Origin of the sequence: Pseudomonas sp. PLB05, from assembly GCF_021106615.1 — a bacterium.
GTDB lineage: Bacteria > Pseudomonadota > Gammaproteobacteria > Pseudomonadales > Pseudomonadaceae > Chryseomonas > Chryseomonas benzopyrenica.
Genome location: NZ_JAJOHO010000002.1, coordinates 309,248 through 327,919, shown reverse-complemented (window position 1 = coordinate 327,919; position 18,672 = coordinate 309,248). Strand labels below are relative to the sequence as shown.

Below are 18,672 nucleotides of genomic sequence, written 5' to 3'. Positions count from 1 at the left end.
GATAACGAAACTGTCGAGAGAGGGTTAACCCAGTGCGGCGATGGCGGCCTTGGCGACCTGCGCATCTTCCGGCGCCTTGACGCCGGAGACGCCGACCGCGCCCACCACCTGGCCGTCCACCAGGATGGGCACCCCGCCTTCGAGCATGCCCTGCATCAGCGGCGCGCTGAGAAAGGCGGTGCGGCCGTTGTTGATCATCTCTTCCAGCACCTTGGACTCCTTGCGCGCCAGGGCGGCGCTGCGGGCCTTTTCCGGGGCGATGTAGGCGCTGTTGGGCGCCGCGCCGTCGAGACGCAGCAGGGCCAGCGGATGACCGCCGTCGTCGGCCACGGCGATGCACACGGCCCAGCCCTGGCGCTCGGCTTCGGCGCGCCCGGCGGCCAGCAGGGTGTCGATCTCGGCAAGGGTGAGCACGGCTTTGGTCTTCATGGGGCCTCCAGGGTTCAGGGTTGGGTCGGAGCGGCCAGGGCCGCGTCGAGGATTTCGATCCAGTGGCGCACGGGAGTTCTCCCAGCGCCGTCGAGATGGCTCTGGCAACCGATGTTGGCGGTGGCGATCAGCTCGGGGTGACCACTTTCCAGGGCATCGAGCTTGGCGTCACGCAGCCGCCGCGACAAGTCCGGCTGGGTCAGCGAATAGGTGCCGGCCGAACCGCAGCAGAGGTGACCGTCCGGCACCGGCGCCAGCGGAAAGCCGAGGCGTTGCAGGACGCCTTCCACGGCGCCACCCAGGCGCTGGGCGTGCTGCAGGGTGCAGGGGCAGTGGAAGGCCAGCCGCGGGGTGTCCTTCAGCCGCAGCTCTTCCAGCGGCAGCTCGCGCAGCACCTCCACCAGGTCGCGGGTGCGCGCCGAGACCTCGCGGGCCTTGGCGGCATAGGCCGGGTCGTCCTTGAGCAGGCTGGCGTACTCCTTGACGAAGGCGCCGCAGCCGCTGGCGGTCTGGATGATGGCCTCGGCGCCGCCCTGCAAGGCCGGCCACCAGGCGTCGATATTGCGCCGGGCACGATCGAGGCCAGCCTCCTGGGCATTGAGGTGATAGTCCACCGCGCCGCAGCACCCGGCGCGGGGCGCGGCGTCCAGGCTGATGCCGAGGCGATCCAGCACCCGCGCGGTGGCGGCATTGGTATTGGGCGACAGCCCCGGTTGCACGCAGCCTTCGAGGATCAGCATGCGCCGGGCATGCCGAGGTGCCGGCCGCACGCCCGGGACGGCGATACGCGCCGGCAGCTTGGCCTGGACGCTGGCCGGCAACAGCGGCTTGAGGGTCTGGCCGCCTTTCAGCAGGGCGCCGAACAGCCGCGGCTGCGGCAGCACCTGGCGCAGGCCGGCGCGCAGCAGGCGCTGCGCCAGGGGCCGCGGCACCCGGCGCTCCACCTCGGCGCGGCCGATGTCGAGCAATTCGTGATAGGAGACGCCCGAGGGACAGGTGGTCTCGCAGTTGCGGCAGGTCAGGCAGCGGTCGAGATGCTCGCGGGTCTTTTCGCTGACCTCGCCGCCTTCGAGCATGCCCTTGATCAGGTAGATGCGCCCGCGGGGCCCGTCCAGCTCGTCGCCGAGCAGCTGGTAGGTCGGGCAGGTGGCGTTGCAGAAGCCGCAGTGCACGCAGCTGCGCAGCACCCGCTCGGCATCGGCGGCGCGGGGCAGTTCGCGGGCGGCGGGACTCAGATTGGTTTGCATAGGTCGCTCCCTTAGAGCCCGGCGTACAGCCGACCCGGATTGAAGATCCCCTGGGGGTCCAGGCGGGCCTTGAGGCGGCGGTGGTAGTCCAGCAGCGCGGCCGGCAGCGGATGCTGGGCCTCGCGCTCGGCGTCCGGCGTGTAGCACAGCGCATGGCCACCGGCACGCTCGGCGATCTCGCGCAGGACTGTGGCCGGGGCATCGCTCTTGAGCCAGTACTGGGCACCGCCCCAGTCCAGCAACCGGGTGCCGGGCAGCTCCAGCAGCGGGGTATTGACCGGTACCGACAGCCGCCACAGCGGCCTGGGGTCGTCGAAGAAGGCCAGCCGCTGTTCGTTGAGCTCGTCCCAGAAGGCCTCGCCCAGGGCTTCACCGCCCAGGCGATCGACCGCCGAGCGCACCGAGCCCTCGCCGCCCTCCAGGCGCAGGTGCAGACGCTGGCCGTCATGGCAGGCCGCCGAGATCGGCAGGGCTTCACGGCCCCAGACGGCGAGGCGCTGCAGGGCGCGCTCGGCGTCCAGTTCCAGACTCAGGCTCTGGGTGCAGCGCGGCCTGGGCAGGACCTTGAAGGACACCTCGGTGACCACCCCCAAACACCCCTGGCTGCCGGCCAGCAGGCGGGAGACGTCGTAACCGGCAACGTTCTTCATCACCTCGCCGCCGAATCTCAGGTGTTCGCCAGTGCCGGTGATCAACCGCGTGCCCAGGACGAAGTCCCTCAGGCTGCCGGCCCAGGGCCGGCGCGGACCGGAGAGGCCGCTGGCCAGGGTGCCGCCGACCGTGGCGCCCTCCCCCAGTTGCGGCGGTTCGCAAGGCAGCATCTGGCCTTGCTCGGCCAGGGCGGCATTGAGTTCGGCCAGCGGCGTGCCGGTGCGCACCGTGGCCACCAGCTCGGTGGGGTCGTAGTGCACCAGGCCGCGATGGCCACTGACGTCCAGCGGCTCACCCTCGACCGCACGCCCCAGGTGGGCCTTGGTATCACCGCCATGGATGCGCAGCGGCTGGCGACGGACCAGGGCCTCGCGGACCTGATCGAGGAGCAGTTCCAGGCTGTCCATCAGAAGCGCTCCAGTTCGGGGTGGGGCAACTGGCCGTGATGCACGTGCAGGCCACCGAATTCGGCGCAGCGGTGCAGGGTCGGCACGTTCTTGCCGGGGTTGAGCAGCCCGGGGGCATCGAAGGCGGCCTTAACCGCATGGAAGAAGGTCAGCTCGCCCGGCTGGAACTGGGTGCACATGGCGTTGATCTTCTCGCGACCCACCCCGTGCTCGCCGGTGATGGTGCCGCCCACCGCCACGCAGAGGTCGAGGATGCGCCCGCCCAGGGCCTCGGCCTGCTCCAGTTCGCCGGGCCGGTTGGCATCGAAGAGGATCAGCGGATGCAGGTTGCCGTCGCCGGCGTGGAAGACGTTGCCCACCGCCAGGCCGTATTCCGCCGATAAGGCCTCGATGCCGCGCAGCACCTCCGGCAGGGCGCGGCGCGGGATGGTGCCGTCCATGCAGTAGTAGTCGGGCGACAGCCGCCCCACCGCGGGAAAGGCATTCTTGCGCCCGGCCCAGAATTTCTGCCGCTCGGCCTCGTCGCGGGCCAGGCGGATCTCGGTGGCACCGGCGGCCGCCAGCAGGCTGCTGACGCGCTCGATGTCGGCGGCCACGTCGGCCTCCACCCCGTCCAGCTCGCAGAGCAGGATGGCCGCGGCATCCACTGGGTAGCCGGCGTGGATGAAGTCCTCGGCGGCTCTCAGGGTCAGGTTGTCCATCATCTCCAGCCCACCAGGGATGATGCCGGCGGCGATGATGTCGGCCACCGCCGCCCCGGCGCGCTCGATGTCGGCGAAGCTGGCCATCACCACCCGAGCACAGGGCGGCTTGGGCAGCAGCTTGACGGTCACCTCCACCACGACGCCGAGCAGGCCCTCGGAGCCGGTGAACAGCGCCAACAGGTCGAAGCCGGGGCTGTCCAGGGCGGCGCTGCCCAGGGTCAGGCGTTCGCCCTCCAGGGTGACGATCTCCACCGCCAGCACGTTGTGCACGGTCAGGCCGTATTTCAGGCAGTGCACGCCACCGGCGTTCTCGGCCACGTTGCCGCCGATGGAGCAGGCGATCTGCGACGAGGGATCGGGGGCGTAGTAGAGGTCGTGGGGCGCCGCGGCCTGGGAGATGGCCAGGTTGCGCACCCCGGGCTGGACCCGGGCACGGCGGCCCTCGGGGTCCACGTCGAGGATGCGATTGAAGCGCGCCATCACCAGCAGCACGCCCTGCTCCAGTGGCAGGGCGCCGCCGGAGAGACCGGTGCCGGCACCGCGCGCCACCAGGGGCACGTTCAGCTCATGGCAGAGGCGCAGGGTCGCCTGCACCTGCTCCACCGTTTCCGGCAGCACCACCAGCAGCGGCGTGGTGCGATAGGCCGCCAGGCCGTCGCATTCGTAGGGCTTGAGGTCTTCCCTGTCGTGCAGCAGGCAGTGCTCGGGCAGCGCAACGCGCAACCGCTGCAGCAGTTGCGCCTTGTCCGGGCGGGGCAAGGCGCCGTCGAGACGTTCGTCGTAGACCAGGCTCATCAGGTAACCGCCATTGTTGTTGTTCTGGCTGGAGAGGCTTCGTTGTACCCTGAGACTTGACCGCGAGTCCATCGCCCAAACCACTGGTCATACCAGTTTTTTCACCCTCTTCGACCAAATGATTACCCGCTTTCAGCCTGCTTGACGGCGAATCCGGCCGGTGGCTCACTAGGGCTGAATCTCGTGGTCATACCAGCAGGAACCCCCATGTCTGCACCCGCCCCCCGCCTTCCCGTCGCCGAGAACGTCAGTCAGCAGATCGAACGTCTGGTGGTGGACGGGGTGCTCAAGGTCGGCCAGCCACTGCCGTCCGAGCGGCGCCTGTGCGACAAACTCGGCGTCTCCCGGACCGCCCTGCGCGAGGGCCTGGGCCTGCTGCGCGCCCGCGGCATCATAGAAACGCGCCACGGCCAGGGCAGCTTCGTCGCCCGCCTGGCGGCGCCGGCGGCGGAGAATCCCCTGCTGCACCTGTTCAGCAGCCAGCCGCGTACCCTCTACGACCTGCTGGAGGTACGCGCCCTGTTGGAGGGCGAAGCCGCGCGCCTGGCCGCGCTGCGCGCCACCACCGCCGACCTGGTACTGATCGGGCGGCGCTACGAGGAGCTCTGCGCCGCCTGCCAGGATCCGGCCAGCCTGCCGGCAGAAACCCATGCCCGCCTCGACCACGCCTTCCATCTGGCGATCAGCGAGGCCTCGCACAATCCGGTGCTGGTGCACACCCTGCAGTCGCTCAACGAATTGCTGCTGGGCTCGGTATTCGCCTGCATCGCCAATCTCTACCATCGCCCGCCGCAACGCCGCGAGATCGATGCCCAGCACGCCCGCCTCTATGCCGCGATGAGTAGACGCCTGCCCGACGAAGCACATGCCGCCGCCCGCGAGCATATCCACAGCGTGAGGGACAGCCTGCGCGAGATCGAGCAGGAAGAGCAGCGGCTGGTGCGGGCGACCATGCGTCTGGAAGGCTGGACCTAGATAAAAGGTCCCGCCGGCAAAGGTCAGTGCCAGAGCCGCTGTCCGTCAGCCCGCAGCATGCCCCCGTCCCCTCGGCGGGCGTAACATCTTGCAACTGCCCTGCCCCGCCCCCATGCTTAACCGACCTTTCTGCAGCTCTCGGCCCTAATGGACCCTTCCACCAGTCTCGCCTCGACGTTGTTCGCCGATCTCGGCCTCGTGTTCTTCGCCTTCTTCCTCGTGCTGCTCAACGGCTTCTTCGTCGCCGCCGAGTTCGCCATGGTCAAGCTGCGCGCCACCCGTGTGGAGGCCATCGCCAAGAAGCACGGCTGGCGCGGGCGCATCCTCAAGAAGGTGCATAACCAGCTCGACGCCTACCTTTCCGCCTGCCAGCTCGGCATCACCCTGGCCTCCCTGGGCCTGGGCTGGGTCGGCGAGCCGGCCTTCGCCGAATTGCTCGAACCCCTGCTCGGCGCCGCCGGCGTCCGCAGCCCCGAGGTGATCCACGGCGTCGCCTTCTTCTCGGCCTTCTTCATCATCTCCTACCTGCACATCGTGGTCGGCGAGTTGGCGCCCAAGTCCTGGGCGATCCGCAAGCCCGATCTGCTGTCGCTGTGGACGGCGGTGCCGCTGTACCTCTTCTACTGGCTGATGTACCCGGCCATCTGGCTGCTCAACGCCAGTGCCAACGGCATCCTGCGCATCGCCGGCCAGGGCGAGCCGGGCGCGCACCACGAACACCACTACAGCCGCGACGAACTCAAGCTGATCCTGCACTCCAACCGCGCCACCGACCCGGACGCCCGGGTGCTGGCCTCGGCCGTGGAGCTGGGCGAGCTGGAGGTGGTGGACTGGGCCAATTCCCGCGAAGACCTCATCTACCTGGACAGCAAGGCCAGCCTGGAGGAGATCCTCACCCAGATCCGCCGCTCCAAGTACAGTCGCTACCCGGTCTATGACGAGGACAGCCAGACCTTTACCGGGGTGCTGCACATCAAGGACCTGCTCCTGGCCATCGCCGGGCTGGACAGCGAAGCCGCTTCCTTCGACCTCGACGACCTGGTGCATCCGCTGGAACGGGTGACCAAGCACATGCCGCTGTCCGACCTGCTGGAGCAGTTCCGCCGCGGCGGCGCGCACTTCGTGCTGGTGGAGGAAGCCGACCACAAGGTCATCGGCTTCCTGACCATGGAAGACGTGCTCGAGGTGCTGGTGGGCGACATCCAGGACGAACACCGCAAGACCGAACGCGGCGTGGTCGCCTATCAGCCGGGCAAGTTGCTGGTGCGTGGCGACACCCCGCTGTTCAAGGTCGAGCGCCTGCTGGGCATCGACCTGGACCACGTCGAGGCCGAGACCCTGGCCGGCCTGATCTACGACAGTCTCAAGCGCGTTCCCGAAGAGGAGACGGTGCTGGAGGCCGAAGGCCTGCGCATCATCGTCAAGAAGATGAAGGGTCCCAAGATCGTCCTGGCCAAGGTCATCAAGCTGGATCCCAAGGACGTCCGCCGGCGCCAGCCGGAGGAGCGCTGAGGCGACGCGGCCTCAGCCGCGTCCGCTGCCCAGTTCCGGCAGACCGTCGCTCAGGCAGACGCGATTGCGCCCGCCGCGCTTGGCCGCATAGAGCGCCCGATCGGCGTCTTCCAGCAGGCCCAGGCCGTGCTCAAGATTGCTCGGCACGCTCACCGCGACACCGATGCTGACCGACGGTCGCAAGCGCCCCTGCTCGGTCTGCAACTCCAGCCCCGCCACCTCCTGGCGGATACGCTCGGCCAGGAGCTCGGCCGCCGCCCGGTCGCTGCCGGGCAAGGCGATGACGAATTCCTCGCCGCCATAGCGCGCCGCCACCTCCCCCGCGCGCTGGACGTGCTGGCGCAACACCTCGGCCACGCACCTCAGGCACTCGTCGCCGAGGGTGTGGCCATGGGTGTCGTTGACCGCCTTGAAGTGATCGAGGTCCACCAGCAGCACCGCCAGCGGCAGTTCGGCACGGATGGCGCGGCGGATCTCCTGTTGGAAGACCCGCTCGAAATGCCGGCGATTGCCGAGCCCGGTCAGGGAATCGGTCTGGCTCTGGTGCAAGAGTTCGCGATTCAGCCGCTCGAGGCTGGCCTTGGCCTGCTGCAACTCCACGGTGCGCAGCGCCACCCGCAATTCCAGCTCGACAAAGGAGGCTTCGCGCTCGCGGGCCAGGGCGTTGGAGGCTTCCAGGGCCTGCCGCTGGGCTTCGATTCGCGCCCGCCGCTGCAGACTCAGGCCCTCGGTAAGCCCCAGCGACAGCATCACGAAGCCCAGGGTGAAACCGGCTATCTGCCCATGGAAAGCCGGACTGTCGGCGGCCAGCCAGCCGGCCACAGCCAGCAGCTGGATCGCGCTGCCCAGCAACAGCAGGGCCCAGGCGGCGCTGAACCACAACGCCATGCGGCTGCCGCGCAGCGCCAGGTAGGTGGTGGTGCCCAGCAGGCCCAGGCAACTCAGCGCCATCATGCCGAGCATTTCCTGGAAGCTCAGCAGGTGCGGCCAGATCAGCGTGACGACCAGCGCCACATTCCAGTAGCCGATCAGCAGACGATTGCCAAAGTCGATCCAGCGGCCGCCGTGATAGAGACTGAGCAGATAGCGCACGAACAACCCGCCACTCAGAAAGCACAGGGCGGCGAAGGCCAGGTGCGCACGCAGGGCGAAGGCCGGGCTCTCCGGCCAGAGTTGCCAGGCGCCATAGCCGCTGGTGACCGCCTGATAGCCGATGACGCTGAGCAGATAGAGGGCATACCAGCCAAAGCCCGAGCGGCGGCCGAATCCCCACAGCGTGAGGGTCAGCAGCAGGATGGTGATCAGGCAGCCAAAGAAGCTGCCAACCAGCCAGGCATCCTGCTGGGCCTCGCGCAGATAGGTGGCCGGGGTCACCAGGCGCAGCGGCAGGATGAAGGTCTCCCGCGAATCCAGCCGCAGGTAGACCTCCTCCACGGCGCCGGCGGTCGGCGCCAGGGCGAACATCAGCTGGCGCCCGGGCAGCGCCCGTTGCGTCGCCGGCAGCGCCAGGCCGCTCTGCTGCAGCGGGCTCCAGCGACCATCGGCTCCGCGGGTGCGCAGGTCCAGGCGATCCAGCACCGGCCAGGTCGGAATCAGCCACCAGGCCTGGTCGTCGCGACTCTGGATGGCAAAGCGCAGCCAGAGGCCCTGGCGGCCGTCATGGAGCAGCATTTCCAGTTCATCGGGCGCATGCCAGCCGTCCTCGCCACCGCTTGGGCGCGCGGCGGCCTCGGCAAAGGTCAGACTGGCGGGCGCCTTGAGAATCTCCAGTGCCGGTCGGGGATCGTAACTGCGCGCCGGATCGTCGAGGCGCAGCACCTGCGCCTGGCCGTCGAGGGCGATCAGCAACAGGACCAGCAGGTGCAAAGCCCGATTGCGCCCACCGGCGCACAGGGTGGCCAGGAATCCTTTCATAGGGCGGCATCCATAGCCTGAAGGAAGAAAAGGCCGCCGTAAAGCCCGCGCCCTGGAGGAAATAGCGTGGTGATAGCATAACGCCACCAAGCCTGGTCCTGCCAAGGGATTTCTACAGGCGACAGGGTGCCTCGGCCCTGGATGGGCCCGGTGGCGTCAGCCTGTCTGGAACGCCCTGAAGCGCGGACTCAGCGGTCGCCCAGCGCCATGTTGGGCAGGGCCGCCAGCGGCCGCACGAAACGGAAGGGAATGGAGACCATTTCACCGCCCGTGTGGGCCTGGACGACGAAATGCAGATGGGGACCGGTGCTGCGACCGGTGTTGCCCGACTCCGCCAGAGGCGTGCCGATCTCCACCCGCTCCCCGGGTCGCACCTTGACCGAACCGCGGCGCAGGTGCAGGTAGGCGCTCTGGCTGCCGTCCTCGTGGGCGATGCGCACGAAGTTGCCGGAGGGGTTGGGACCATGGCCGAACTGGCCGTTTTCGACGTCGATCACCGTGCCGGCGCGAGCGGCGCTGATCGGCGTACCTTCGGGCATGGCGATGTCCACCGCATAGCGCCCCTTGGGCGTGTTGTGGCTGAAATCACCCCCGGCGCCCTGGGTCACGTAGTAGACCCCTTGCCGCCAGGGCCAGGCGTAACCATAGCCGATGCCGTTGTCGGCACCACTCGCGACATTCGTCGCCAGCGATGGCAGGGTGCCGACCGGCAGCTGCGGACTGTAGCTGAAGGCCTGGTCGAAGTGCATGGGAAAGCCCTGCTGGCGCTTGCGGATCACCGCCAGCTGCACCGTGGAGCGCGGCTCGATGACCTGGCGGATCGGGCGCTCGGCACCGGCCACGTTGACGGTGCGTTGCAGGCGCAGTTCGACGCGCACGGGCACGTCGAAATCGTTGCGGACTTCGAAGATGCGACCTTCGCTGCCGTTGCGGACCTTGAGCTTGACCTGCCCCTTGCGGGCCGGGCTCTTGGCGGAGGTCTTGGTCAGGGTCGCCTTTTCGGCAGCCGGCGCAACGGCAGGCACGGCCAGGGCGAGACTCAGGCAGGTGATCAGGGCGGTCAGGCGTCGGTCCATGGCATAGGGCCACCATGATGGGCAAGGACAGAACCTAACAAAGCCGCGCGAGGCGGGCGATGGTCAAACCGCGGCTTTGTGAAGCCGCTGGCAAAGCATCGTCGCGAATAAAAAAGCGTGGCACTCAAATCCCTGTGCCACGCTGCCACCGATCGGACGGTAGTTCAAATACAGGCCTGATGGTTCAGGCAGGTCAGCCAAGCGGCGGGTGTTCTGTGCGACACTCCCGCAAGAGGCAGATTTTCGGCGTGCAGAGGGATCACCTCTTGGGCGCGCCCAATGCTCCGGCCATAGTGCTGCAGGTTAGGTCCTGGCACCTTGACCCTGCCCAACCGAAACGGACAGCCGCTATGCAGGAACAGACAATCGACCTGACGCGAAGCGTGGCTGCGGATGCGCCTATCCCGCCCGCCGGGCCGCTGGTATCCCAGCTTGGCACCTTCGCCCACGGCCAGGCGTGGCCGCCGCATGTGCACGATCAGGCGCACCTGATGTACACGGTCAACGGCGTGCTGGAGGTCACCACCCACGAAGGGGTCTGGTACGTTCCACCCAAGCAGGCGATCTGGATTCCGCCCCGCGTCGAGCACCAGGCGCGGGCCAACGGCGAGGCCACCCTGCAGGTGGTGATCATCGAATTGCCGAGCGGCCTGCCCTGCCCCGAGGCGGCCACCCGCATGGTGCTCATCTCGCCGCTGCTGCGCGAATTGCTGCGCTGCCTGCGACGCGGCGGCACCTCCTATGGCGAGGCCGAGCTGGGCAGCCATGTGCGGGCGCTGATGCTGGCGGAACTGGTGTTTCTCGAAGAGACGGCCCTGCACCTGCCGGCGTTGGCCGATCGCCGGCTGCAGACCATCCAGACCACCCTGCACGCCGATCCGGCCAACGATACGGCCCTGGCGACCTGGGCGCAGGAGCTGCACCTCTGCTCGCGCAGCCTGGCCCGACTGTTCCTCAAGGAAACCGGCACCAGCTTTTCCACCTGGCGCCAGCACACCCGGCTGATGCTGGCCCTGCCGCGGCTGGCCGCCGGCGAGCCGGTGACCCGGGTGGCCCTGGATCTCGGCTACGCCTCGCCCTCGGCCTTTACCCGGATGTTTCGCCGGGTGCTGGGAGTGTCGCCGAGCGAGTACCTCGACGCCCAGGGCTGAAACTGGACGAGGGTAAGAGCCTGCTCAAAGGCTGGCGAGCCAGAGCCAAACAAGGCCTAGGCGGCCCCACGAAAAGCTCTGAGCAAGCGGATCGGACCCGCGCTCGGTTTACCGATGGTAAATGAGCATGGCAACGGGGCCGCCCAGGCGGGGCTGGCCTTCCAGGGGCTTTTCAACGCCGTTTGCCCGACGCGCAGCAGCCTTTGAACAGGCTCTCAAGGTCCGCCGACGGCGAAATTCGGCAAGCTGTCCACTGCCTGGGCGAAGCGGAAGGGAATGGATTCGACCGCCTCGCCGGTGTTGCGCTGGACCACGAAGTGCAGGTGCGGCCCGGTGCTGCGCCCGGTGTTGCCTGAAGCGGCCAGGGCCTGGCCGGTGCGTACCCACTGCCCCTCGGTGACCTTGATCGAACCGCGCTGCAAGTGCAGGTAGACGCTCATGGTGCCGTCGTCGTGGAGGATGCGCACGAAGTTGCCGGAGGGGTGGTTGCCGCGACCGTCCTGGGCGTTCTCCACCTCCACCACCTGGCCGGCGCGCGAGACCACGATGGGCGTCCCCTCGGGCATGGCGATGTCCACCGCATAGCGACTCTTGGGCGTGTTGTGGCTGAAACCGCCGCCGGCGCCCTGGCTGACGTTGAAGGGCCCGCCCAGCCAGGGCAGCGGATAGGCGAAACCGGAGGCGAAGACCGGGGTGGCACTGCCCATCAGGGTGGTGAGCTGGGGGGTGTAGCGCTGCGGACGACTGGGATCCGGCGCGATCAGGGTCGCCAGGCGGGTCAGGCTGCGCGCCGGCAGGACCTTGCGGATCGGCGCCTCGCCCACCCCGCTGACGTTCTGCAGCGCCGACAGGCGCAGGGTGACGGTCACTGGCAGAAAGCTGTCGTTGCGCACCTCCAGCACCGTGCCGCCGGCATAATGCCGCGGCTGCAACTTGACCCGCTGGTCCAGCCGCTCGATGGGGTCGTCGCTGAAGGTCATCACCTTGGCGCCCTTCTGCGCCTTGTCGGTGTAGGTGACCACGCCATTGGCATCGACGTACTTGTAGATGGGCGCCGCCAGGGCGGGACCCGCAAGGGTCAACGACAGCAGCAGCAGGTGACGGGCAAGGGGCATGGGCAGGGCGTCAGAAATCCGCGATACCTGAGCGCGAAGCAGTCTCCGTGCCAGCCCCCTCATGGCGTTGCCCTCTTCAGGCGCCCGGCACGTAGTGCCGCTGGGCGGTGCCCTTGGCAATCAGCCGCGACAGGTAGTCGAGCTTGGCCGGGTCCCGGTCGATGAAGCGGAAGTTGACCTGCACCCACTCGCTGGCCGGCGTCGCTTCCAGCGCGGCGAGGGAATGCAGATAGCCGTTGAGGCGCGCCACGTCGTTGCCGTCTTCGCCCTGCTCCAGGTCGAGCACGGCGGTTTCCAGGATCTGCGGCAGCGGATCGCCGCGGCGGACCACCAGCAGGGCTTCCTTGAGGCTGATGGCCTTGATCAGGCAGGCCATGCTGGCGTTGGGCAGGCGCAGCTGGCCCTGGCCGAAATTGGCGGCCGCCTTGCCGCGGGCAGGTGCCGGCGGCGCGGCGCCGGTGAGCAGAGCGGCACTGGAGGAAGCGGCTGGCGCCGCGACCGGTGCGGCGGCGGGCTGGACCACGTCGCTGCGGCCGGCGGTCAGGGCGCCGAGGGAGTCATTGGCGAAGCCGGTGGCCGGACGCGGCTGGGCGCCGGCCTGCAACTCGGCGAGCTTGCCGGTGCGCTGCAGGGCCTTCTTGACCTTGGCCGCCAGTTGCTCGTTGGAGAAGGGCTTGCCCATGTAGTCGGACACGCCGGCCTGGATGGCCTGGACGACGTTTTCCTTGTCGCCGCGGCTGGTGACCATGATGAAGGGCACGCCCTGGTGGTCCGGCTGGGCACGAAACCAGGACAGCAACTCCAGACCGGTCATGCCGGGCATTTCCCAGTCGCAGAGGATGAGGTCGAAACGCTGCTTGCCGAGCATCGTCTGGGCGCGGCGACCATCGGCCGCCTCGTCCACCACGAGCCCGGGAAACAGATTGCGCAGACCCTTCTTGATCAGATCGCGAATGAAGGGCGCATCATCCACCACCAGTACGTTCAACTTGCTCATCGGTCACTCCATGCCAAGTCTTCCAGCATAGCAGGCGGCTCCGCAGCGCCACCCGGGGAGTGACCGGGCGGATCATTCGCGCGACCGATTGACCTCTTCGGCCATGCGCTTGAGGCCCATGTGCCGTACGTCGGTACCCTGGACCAGGTAGATCACCAGCTCGGCGATGTTGCGCGCGTGGTCGCCGACCCGCTCCAGGGAACGCAATACCCAGATGATGCTCAGCACCCGCGAGATGGAGCGCGGGTCTTCCATCATGTAGGTAGCCAGTTCGCGCAGCGCGGACTTGTATTCGCGGTCGATCAGCTTGTCGTACTGGGCCACCGAGAGGGCCAGCTCGGCGTCGAAGCGGGCGAAGGCGTCCAGCGCCTGATGGACCATCTTGCGCACCTGCTCGCCGATGTGGCGGACCTCGACGTAGCCGCGCGGGGCCTCGCCGTCCTCGGTCAGCTCGATGGCGCGGCGGGCGATCTTGGAGGCTTCGTCGCCGATGCGCTCCAGGTCGATCACCGACTTGGAGATGCTGATGATCAGGCGCAGGTCGGAGGCCGCCGGCTGACGACGGGCGAGGATGCGCAGGCATTCCTCGTCGATGCCACGTTCCATGATGTCGATCTGGTCATCGATGGTGCGTACCTGGCGCGCCAGGCCAGCATCGGCGTCGATCACCGCGCGCACGGCATCGCTGACCTGCTTTTCCACCAGACCGCCCATGGCCAGCAGGTGACTGCGGACCTCTTCCAGTTCGACGTTGTATTGCTGGGAGATGTGCTGCGTGTGGCCTTCTTTGTTGATCATGCTGTCAGTCCTGCCTGAGAGGATCGAGTCGCCGGGTGGGGCACCGGCCTGCCTGGAACTAGCCGTAGCGGCCGGTGATGTAGTCTTCGGTCTGCCGCTTCGCGGGATTGGTGAAGAGGGTGTCGGTGTCGCCGTGCTCGACCAACTGGCCCAAGTACATGAAGGCGGTGTAGTCGGACACCCGCGCCGCCTGCTGCATGTTGTGGGTGACGATGGTGTAGCGCTGTTTCAGTTCGTGGATCAGCTCTTCCACCTTGAGGGTGGAGATGGGATCCAGCGCCGAGCAGGGTTCGTCGAGCAGGAGCACATCGGGTTGCACGGCGATGGTGCGGGCGATCACCAGGCGCTGCTGCTGGCCACCCGAGAGGCCCAGGGCCGACTCGTGCAGGCGATCCTTGACCTCGTCCCACAGCGCCGCGCCGTGCAGCGCCCACTCCACCGCTTCGTCGAGCACCCGCTTCTGCTTGATGCCCTGGATGCGCAGGCCGTAGACCACGTTCTCGTAGATGCTCTTGGGAAAGGGATTGGGCTTCTGGAACACCATGCCCACCCGCCGCCGCAGCTCGGCGATCTCGGTGCCGCGGGCATAGATGTTCTGCCCATCGAGCAGGATCTCGCCGTCGATGCGGCAGTCTTCCACCAGGTCGTTCAGGCGATTGAAGCAGCGCAGCAGGGTCGACTTGCCGCAGCCGCTGGGACCGATGAAGGCGGTGACGCGCTGGCGCGGGATCTCCAGGGCGATGTCCTGCAAGACCTGCTTCTTGCCGTAGAACAGATTGAGCCGTGGCACCGACAGGGCCACGCCACCTTCGCTCGCCGCAGGCTGGGCACTGGCCGCGTAGGCGGCGGCGGTTCTGAAGATGGAGGAATCGGAAGGCATGGGGTCTCCTCGGCCGCGGGCGCTAGTCTTCCAGCAGCCGGTACTTTTCGCGCAGCCGGTTGCGCAGGAACACGGCGGACAGGTTCAGCCCGGCGATCACCAGCACCAGCAGCAGGGCGGTGGCGTAGACCAGCGGGCGGGCAGCTTCCACGTTGGGGCTCTGGAAGCCGACGTCATAGATGTGGAAGCCCAGGTGCATGATCTTCTGGTCCAGGTGCAGATAGGGATAGTTGCCGTCCAGCGGCAGCGAAGGCGCCAGCTTGACCACCCCCACCAGCATCAGTGGCGCCACCTCGCCGGCGGCGCGGGCCACGGCCAGGATCAGCCCGGTCATCAGCGCCGGGCTGGCCAGCGGCAGCACCACCTTCCACAGGGTCTCGGCCTGGGTCGCGCCCAGCGCCAGGGAGCCCTCGCGGATGCTGCGGGGAATGCGCGCCAGGCCCTCTTCGGTGGCGACGATCACCACCGGCACGGCGAGGATCGCCAGGGTCAGCGAGGCCCACAGCAGCCCCGGGGTGCCAAAGGTCGGCGTGGGCAGACTGGCCTGGAAGAACAGCTGGTCCAGGGAGCCACCCAGCACATAGACGAAGAAGCCCAGGCCAAAGACGCCATAGACGATGGCCGGCACCCCGGCGAGGTTGTTGACCGCGATGCGGATGGTACGGGTCAGCGGGCCCTGGCGGGCGTACTCGCGTAGGTAGATGGCGGCGATGACGCCAAAGGGGGTGACGATCACCGCCATCAGCAGGGTCATCATCACGGTGCCGAAGATGGCCGGGAAGACCCCGCCCTCGGTATTGGCTTCGCGCGGATCGGCGCTGAGGAATTCCCACAGCTTGCTGCCATAGAAGCCGAGCTTGGCGCCCAGGCCCATGGCGTTGGGCTGATAGGCGCGCACGATGCGGGCGAGATTGAGTTCCAGGGTGCGGCCCTCGACGTCGCGCAGCACCACGCTGTCGCGGCGGCGCTCCTGGCGCAGGCTGGCCAACTGGTCTTCCAGCTCGCCGTAACGGGCTTCGAGCTCGGCGCGGCGGGCGGCTAGATCCGCCTGGGCGGCGGCGTCGAGACGCCCGTCCAGCTCCAGGCCGCGGCCCTCCAGGCGCAGCCGCTCCAGGGCATGATTGACGCCGCCGATGTCCTGCTTTTCCAGGCGCTCCAGGCGCTCGCTCAGGTCGCGGGTGCGCAGCAGGCGGCGCTGCAGTTCGGGCACCGCCGCGGCGCCCTTGGCCACCTGGCGTCCCGCTTCGCGCACTTCCAGCGCATAGCCGTAGAAGTTGCCCCATTCGCGGCGCTCCAGCACCAGGGCGTCGGCCGGGGTCTGGCGATCCTGCAGCCAGTCGCCGACCAGCCAGACGAAGTCGCTGCCATAGAGATCGCGATTGCCCAGCTTGAAGAGTTCGCGGGTCAGGGTTTCGCCACTGTCCGCCGGCAGGGCTACCCCGGCGCTACGCAGCCGCTCGGCCGGGATCGTCTCCTGTTCCACCACCTGGCCCAGCACCAGGCGCGCTTCCAGGCCCGGCGGCGTGTAGCGCGCCTGCACCACCTCGGCCGGCCAGAAATGCGCCAGGCCGCGCACGGCGAGGATGCCGATCAGCCCCAGGGTCATGAGCACGGCGATGGCCACGGCGCCGGCGCTGAGCCAGATCCCGGGCGCGCCGCCACGCAGCCAGACGCCCAGGGAGCGTCGCTGCCTGGTGCCCTGCCCCTGCGGCGCGCCGGCGCTAGAGGGCTGCATATTTTTTCCTCAGCCGCTGGCGGATCAGTTCGGCCAGGGTGTTCATCAGGAAGGTGAAGCTGAGTAGTACCAGCGCGGCCAGGAATAGCAGCCGGTAATGGGTGCCGCCCACCTCGGATTCGGGCATCTCCACGGCGATGTTGGCCGCCAGGGTGCGCATGCCCTCGAACAGGTTGGCATCCATGATCGGGGTGTTGCCGGTGGCCATGAGCACGATCATGGTCTCGCCCACGGCGCGGCCCAGGCCGATCATCAGCGCCGAGAAGATGCCCGGACTGGCGGTGAGCAGCACCACCCGCGTCAGGGTCTGCCAGGGGGTGGCGCCCAGCGCCAGGGAGCCCAGGGTCAGGCTGCGCGGCACGCTGTAGATGGCATCCTCGGCGATGGAGAAGATGTTGGGGATGACGGCGAAGCCCATGGCCAGCCCGATGATCAGGGCGTTGCGCTGGTCGTAGGCGATGCCCAGCTCCTGGCTCAGCCAGAGGCGCAGGTCGCCGGCGAACAGCAGCCCTTCCAGCGAGGGGCTGAGCCATAGCGCCAGGGCGGTGGTCAGCAGCACCACCGGCAACAGCAGCAGGCTTTCCCAGCCTTCCGGGAGGCGCTCGCGTAGCGTGAGCGGCAGGCGCGACCAGCCAAAGCCCGCGGCGAGGATGGCCAGCGGCAGGAGCAACAGCAGGCTGAACAGCCCGGGCAGGTGGTTTTCCACGAAGGGCGCCAGGAACAACCCGGCGAAAAAGCCGAGGATCACCGTGGGCAGGGCCTCCATCAGCTCGATGACCGGCTTGACCGTGCGCCTCATGCGCGGCGCCATGAAGTAGGCGGTGTAGATCGCCGCGGCGATGGCCAGGGGCGCGGCGAACAGCATGGCGTAGAAGGCCGCCTTGAGGGTGCCGAAGGTCAGCGGCGCCAGACTCAGCTTGGGTTCGAAGTCCGCGGTGGCGGCGCTGGACTGCCAGACCCGCGCCGGTGCTTCGTAATTCTCGTACCAGACCTTGCCCCAGAGCGCCGACCAGGAGACTTCCGGGTGCGGATTGTCCAGGCGGAAGCCGAGCAGCCGACCGTTCTCTTCCAGCAGCAGCCGGTCGGCGCGCGGCGACAGCGCCAGCACCCCGGCGGCGGGGGCGAGCTGCTCACGCAGCAGGGTGCGCCCGGCGGTGCTGTGGAAGACCCCGAGTTCACCGGCGGCATCCAGCGCGACGAAGCCCTTGCGCCGCTGCTCGGGCACCAGCTGGACGATGGGCGCAGCGCCCAGCTGGAAGCTGCGGATGTGCCGCAGCACCGGCTCGCCATCCGGGCCGCGGACCATGAACCATTGGCCGATGCCGCCCTTGGCGGTGCCCACCAGCAGCGATACGCCGCCCAGCAGCTGGGCGCTGGCAGTGACCTCGTTGTCGGCGGCGTCGAGCAGCTTGTAGTGGCCGTTGAGACTGCCGTCATGCAGGTCGAAGACATCCGCCTGGGCGCGGCCATTGAGGGCATAGAGCCAGCGGCCGCGAGGATCGAGGTGAATGGCCTTGACCGCGGCATTGAGCGGCCCGAGGGTGATCGAGGTGCGGACCGGCGTGGCCTGGTCGCCGGTCACCGGGGTCGCCAACCCGCCGAGACGCAGGGCCGTCACCCGGTTGCCCTGGGCCCCGGCCAGCACCAGCAGGTCCTCGTCACCTGCGATGGCGACCCGCTCCAGGGCCGCGCGCGGCGCGCCCAGGTCCAGGGGCTCGCGCCCGTAGGGGAAGTCCAGTTCAGGGGTGATGACCCGCTCGCCCTGGGGATAGCGGGAAACATAGCGCTTGTGCGCCACCAGCACGCGACCATCGGACAGACCCAGGGCGATCAGCCCACGGGGGGCATCCTGGGCCTGGCTGCTGATGGTGACGCCAGGCGGCAACGGCAGGCGCTCGCGGATGACCGGCTGGCCGTCGGCCAGGGTGAAGAACGTCGCTTCGCCGCCCTGGGAGAGGTGCAGGCCGAGGCGATTCTGTTCGTCGATGCCCAGCAGCAGCGGCGCCCCGGTGGCCGCCAGCCAGTCGGGCTGGGGCAGCGGCTGGGCTTCCAGACTGGCGCCACGCAGCAGCGGCAGCACCACATAGGCCAGATAGAAGAAGATCAAGGTGATGGTGGCCAGCACGGCCAGCCCACCGGCCAGCACCGAGCCCCGTATCAGGCGATCCTGCAGGGCCCGCCAGCGCCGCCGCCGGCGTAGTGCAGGCGTGTTGAAGTCCAGCCGAGCAGGGCCGCGAGGATCGGGCGGGGACGGGGGTACCGGGGATATCATGGCGCAGAGCCTAA

Annotated in this window: 15 protein-coding genes; 3 read left to right on the top strand and 12 right to left on the bottom strand. The window is 68.4% G+C overall.

All coding sequences use genetic code 11. The features are described 5' to 3' along the window. Positions 1-24: 24 nt before the first annotated feature. The 4 genes from LRS53_RS08235 to glcD are packed head-to-tail and all read right to left on the bottom strand — an operon-like array spanning position 25 to position 4,233. A complete protein-coding gene (locus tag LRS53_RS08235; RefSeq protein WP_017639294.1) occupies positions 25-429 on the bottom strand; it encodes a heme-binding protein in 405 nt (134 codons plus the stop codon). 14 nt (positions 430-443) lie between these two features. Continuing rightward, on the bottom strand, positions 444-1,676 hold the full coding sequence (gene glcF / locus LRS53_RS08230; protein ID WP_231355596.1) for a glycolate oxidase subunit GlcF: 1,233 nt from the start codon (positions 1,674-1,676) through the stop codon (positions 444-446). Positions 1,677-1,687: 11 nt separating this feature from the next. Next, on the bottom strand, positions 1,688-2,734 hold the full coding sequence (gene glcE, locus LRS53_RS08225; RefSeq protein ID WP_231355595.1) for a glycolate oxidase subunit GlcE: 1,047 nt from the start codon (positions 2,732-2,734) through the stop codon (positions 1,688-1,690). Beyond that, positions 2,734-4,233: a glycolate oxidase subunit GlcD gene (gene glcD / locus LRS53_RS08220; RefSeq protein WP_231355594.1), complete on the bottom strand. Its 1,500-nt coding sequence runs from the start codon at positions 4,231-4,233 to the stop codon at positions 2,734-2,736. Before glcD ends, glcE begins: the two co-directional genes overlap by 1 nt. 207 nt (positions 4,234-4,440) lie before the next feature. Between glcD and glcC the strand changes: the two genes are divergently transcribed. Further along, a complete protein-coding gene (gene glcC, locus LRS53_RS08215; RefSeq protein WP_231355593.1) occupies positions 4,441-5,208 on the top strand; it encodes a transcriptional regulator GlcC in 768 nt (255 codons plus the stop codon). A 147-nt stretch (positions 5,209-5,355) separates the two neighbouring features. Then, positions 5,356-6,720, top strand: a complete 1,365-nt coding sequence (locus tag LRS53_RS08210; protein ID WP_051226129.1) for a hemolysin family protein — start codon at positions 5,356-5,358, stop codon at positions 6,718-6,720. A 12-nt stretch (positions 6,721-6,732) separates the two neighbouring features. Here the strand turns inward: LRS53_RS08210 and LRS53_RS08205 are convergent, their stop codons facing one another. Then, positions 6,733-8,634: a sensor domain-containing diguanylate cyclase gene (locus LRS53_RS08205; RefSeq protein WP_231355592.1), complete on the bottom strand. Its 1,902-nt coding sequence runs from the start codon at positions 8,632-8,634 to the stop codon at positions 6,733-6,735. Between the two features lie 188 nt (positions 8,635-8,822). Beyond that, complete coding sequence (locus LRS53_RS08200; protein WP_231355591.1) at positions 8,823-9,710, bottom strand: M23 family metallopeptidase; 888 nt, start codon at positions 9,708-9,710, stop codon at positions 8,823-8,825. A gap of 350 nt (positions 9,711-10,060) precedes the next feature. Between LRS53_RS08200 and LRS53_RS08195 the strand changes: the two genes are divergently transcribed. Further along, positions 10,061-10,861: a helix-turn-helix transcriptional regulator gene (locus tag LRS53_RS08195; protein WP_231355590.1), complete on the top strand. Its 801-nt coding sequence runs from the start codon at positions 10,061-10,063 to the stop codon at positions 10,859-10,861. A gap of 215 nt (positions 10,862-11,076) precedes the next feature. On the opposite strand, the gene LRS53_RS08190 is transcribed toward LRS53_RS08195, so the two are convergent. The 6 genes from LRS53_RS08190 to LRS53_RS08165 form a co-directional block, all read right to left on the bottom strand. Further along, on the bottom strand, positions 11,077-11,976 hold the full coding sequence (locus LRS53_RS08190) for a peptidoglycan DD-metalloendopeptidase family protein (protein ID WP_231355589.1): 900 nt from the start codon (positions 11,974-11,976) through the stop codon (positions 11,077-11,079). Positions 11,977-12,052: 76 nt separating this feature from the next. Then, on the bottom strand, positions 12,053-12,973 hold the full coding sequence (locus tag LRS53_RS08185) for a response regulator (protein WP_068384558.1): 921 nt from the start codon (positions 12,971-12,973) through the stop codon (positions 12,053-12,055). 72 nt (positions 12,974-13,045) lie between these two features. Then, positions 13,046-13,771: a phosphate signaling complex protein PhoU gene (phoU, locus tag LRS53_RS08180; protein WP_007161478.1), complete on the bottom strand. Its 726-nt coding sequence runs from the start codon at positions 13,769-13,771 to the stop codon at positions 13,046-13,048. A gap of 58 nt (positions 13,772-13,829) precedes the next feature. Continuing rightward, a complete protein-coding gene (pstB, locus tag LRS53_RS08175) occupies positions 13,830-14,651 on the bottom strand; it encodes a phosphate ABC transporter ATP-binding protein PstB (protein ID WP_231355588.1) in 822 nt (273 codons plus the stop codon). Between the two features lie 22 nt (positions 14,652-14,673). Then, entirely contained in the window at positions 14,674-16,386 is a 1,713-nt protein-coding gene (pstA, locus tag LRS53_RS08170; RefSeq protein WP_231355587.1) for a phosphate ABC transporter permease PstA, read from the bottom strand. Next, positions 16,373-18,658: an ABC transporter permease subunit gene (locus tag LRS53_RS08165; protein WP_231355586.1), complete on the bottom strand. Its 2,286-nt coding sequence runs from the start codon at positions 18,656-18,658 to the stop codon at positions 16,373-16,375. The genes pstA and LRS53_RS08165 overlap by 14 nt, the downstream gene beginning before the upstream one ends. Positions 18,659-18,672 lie beyond the last annotated feature (14 nt).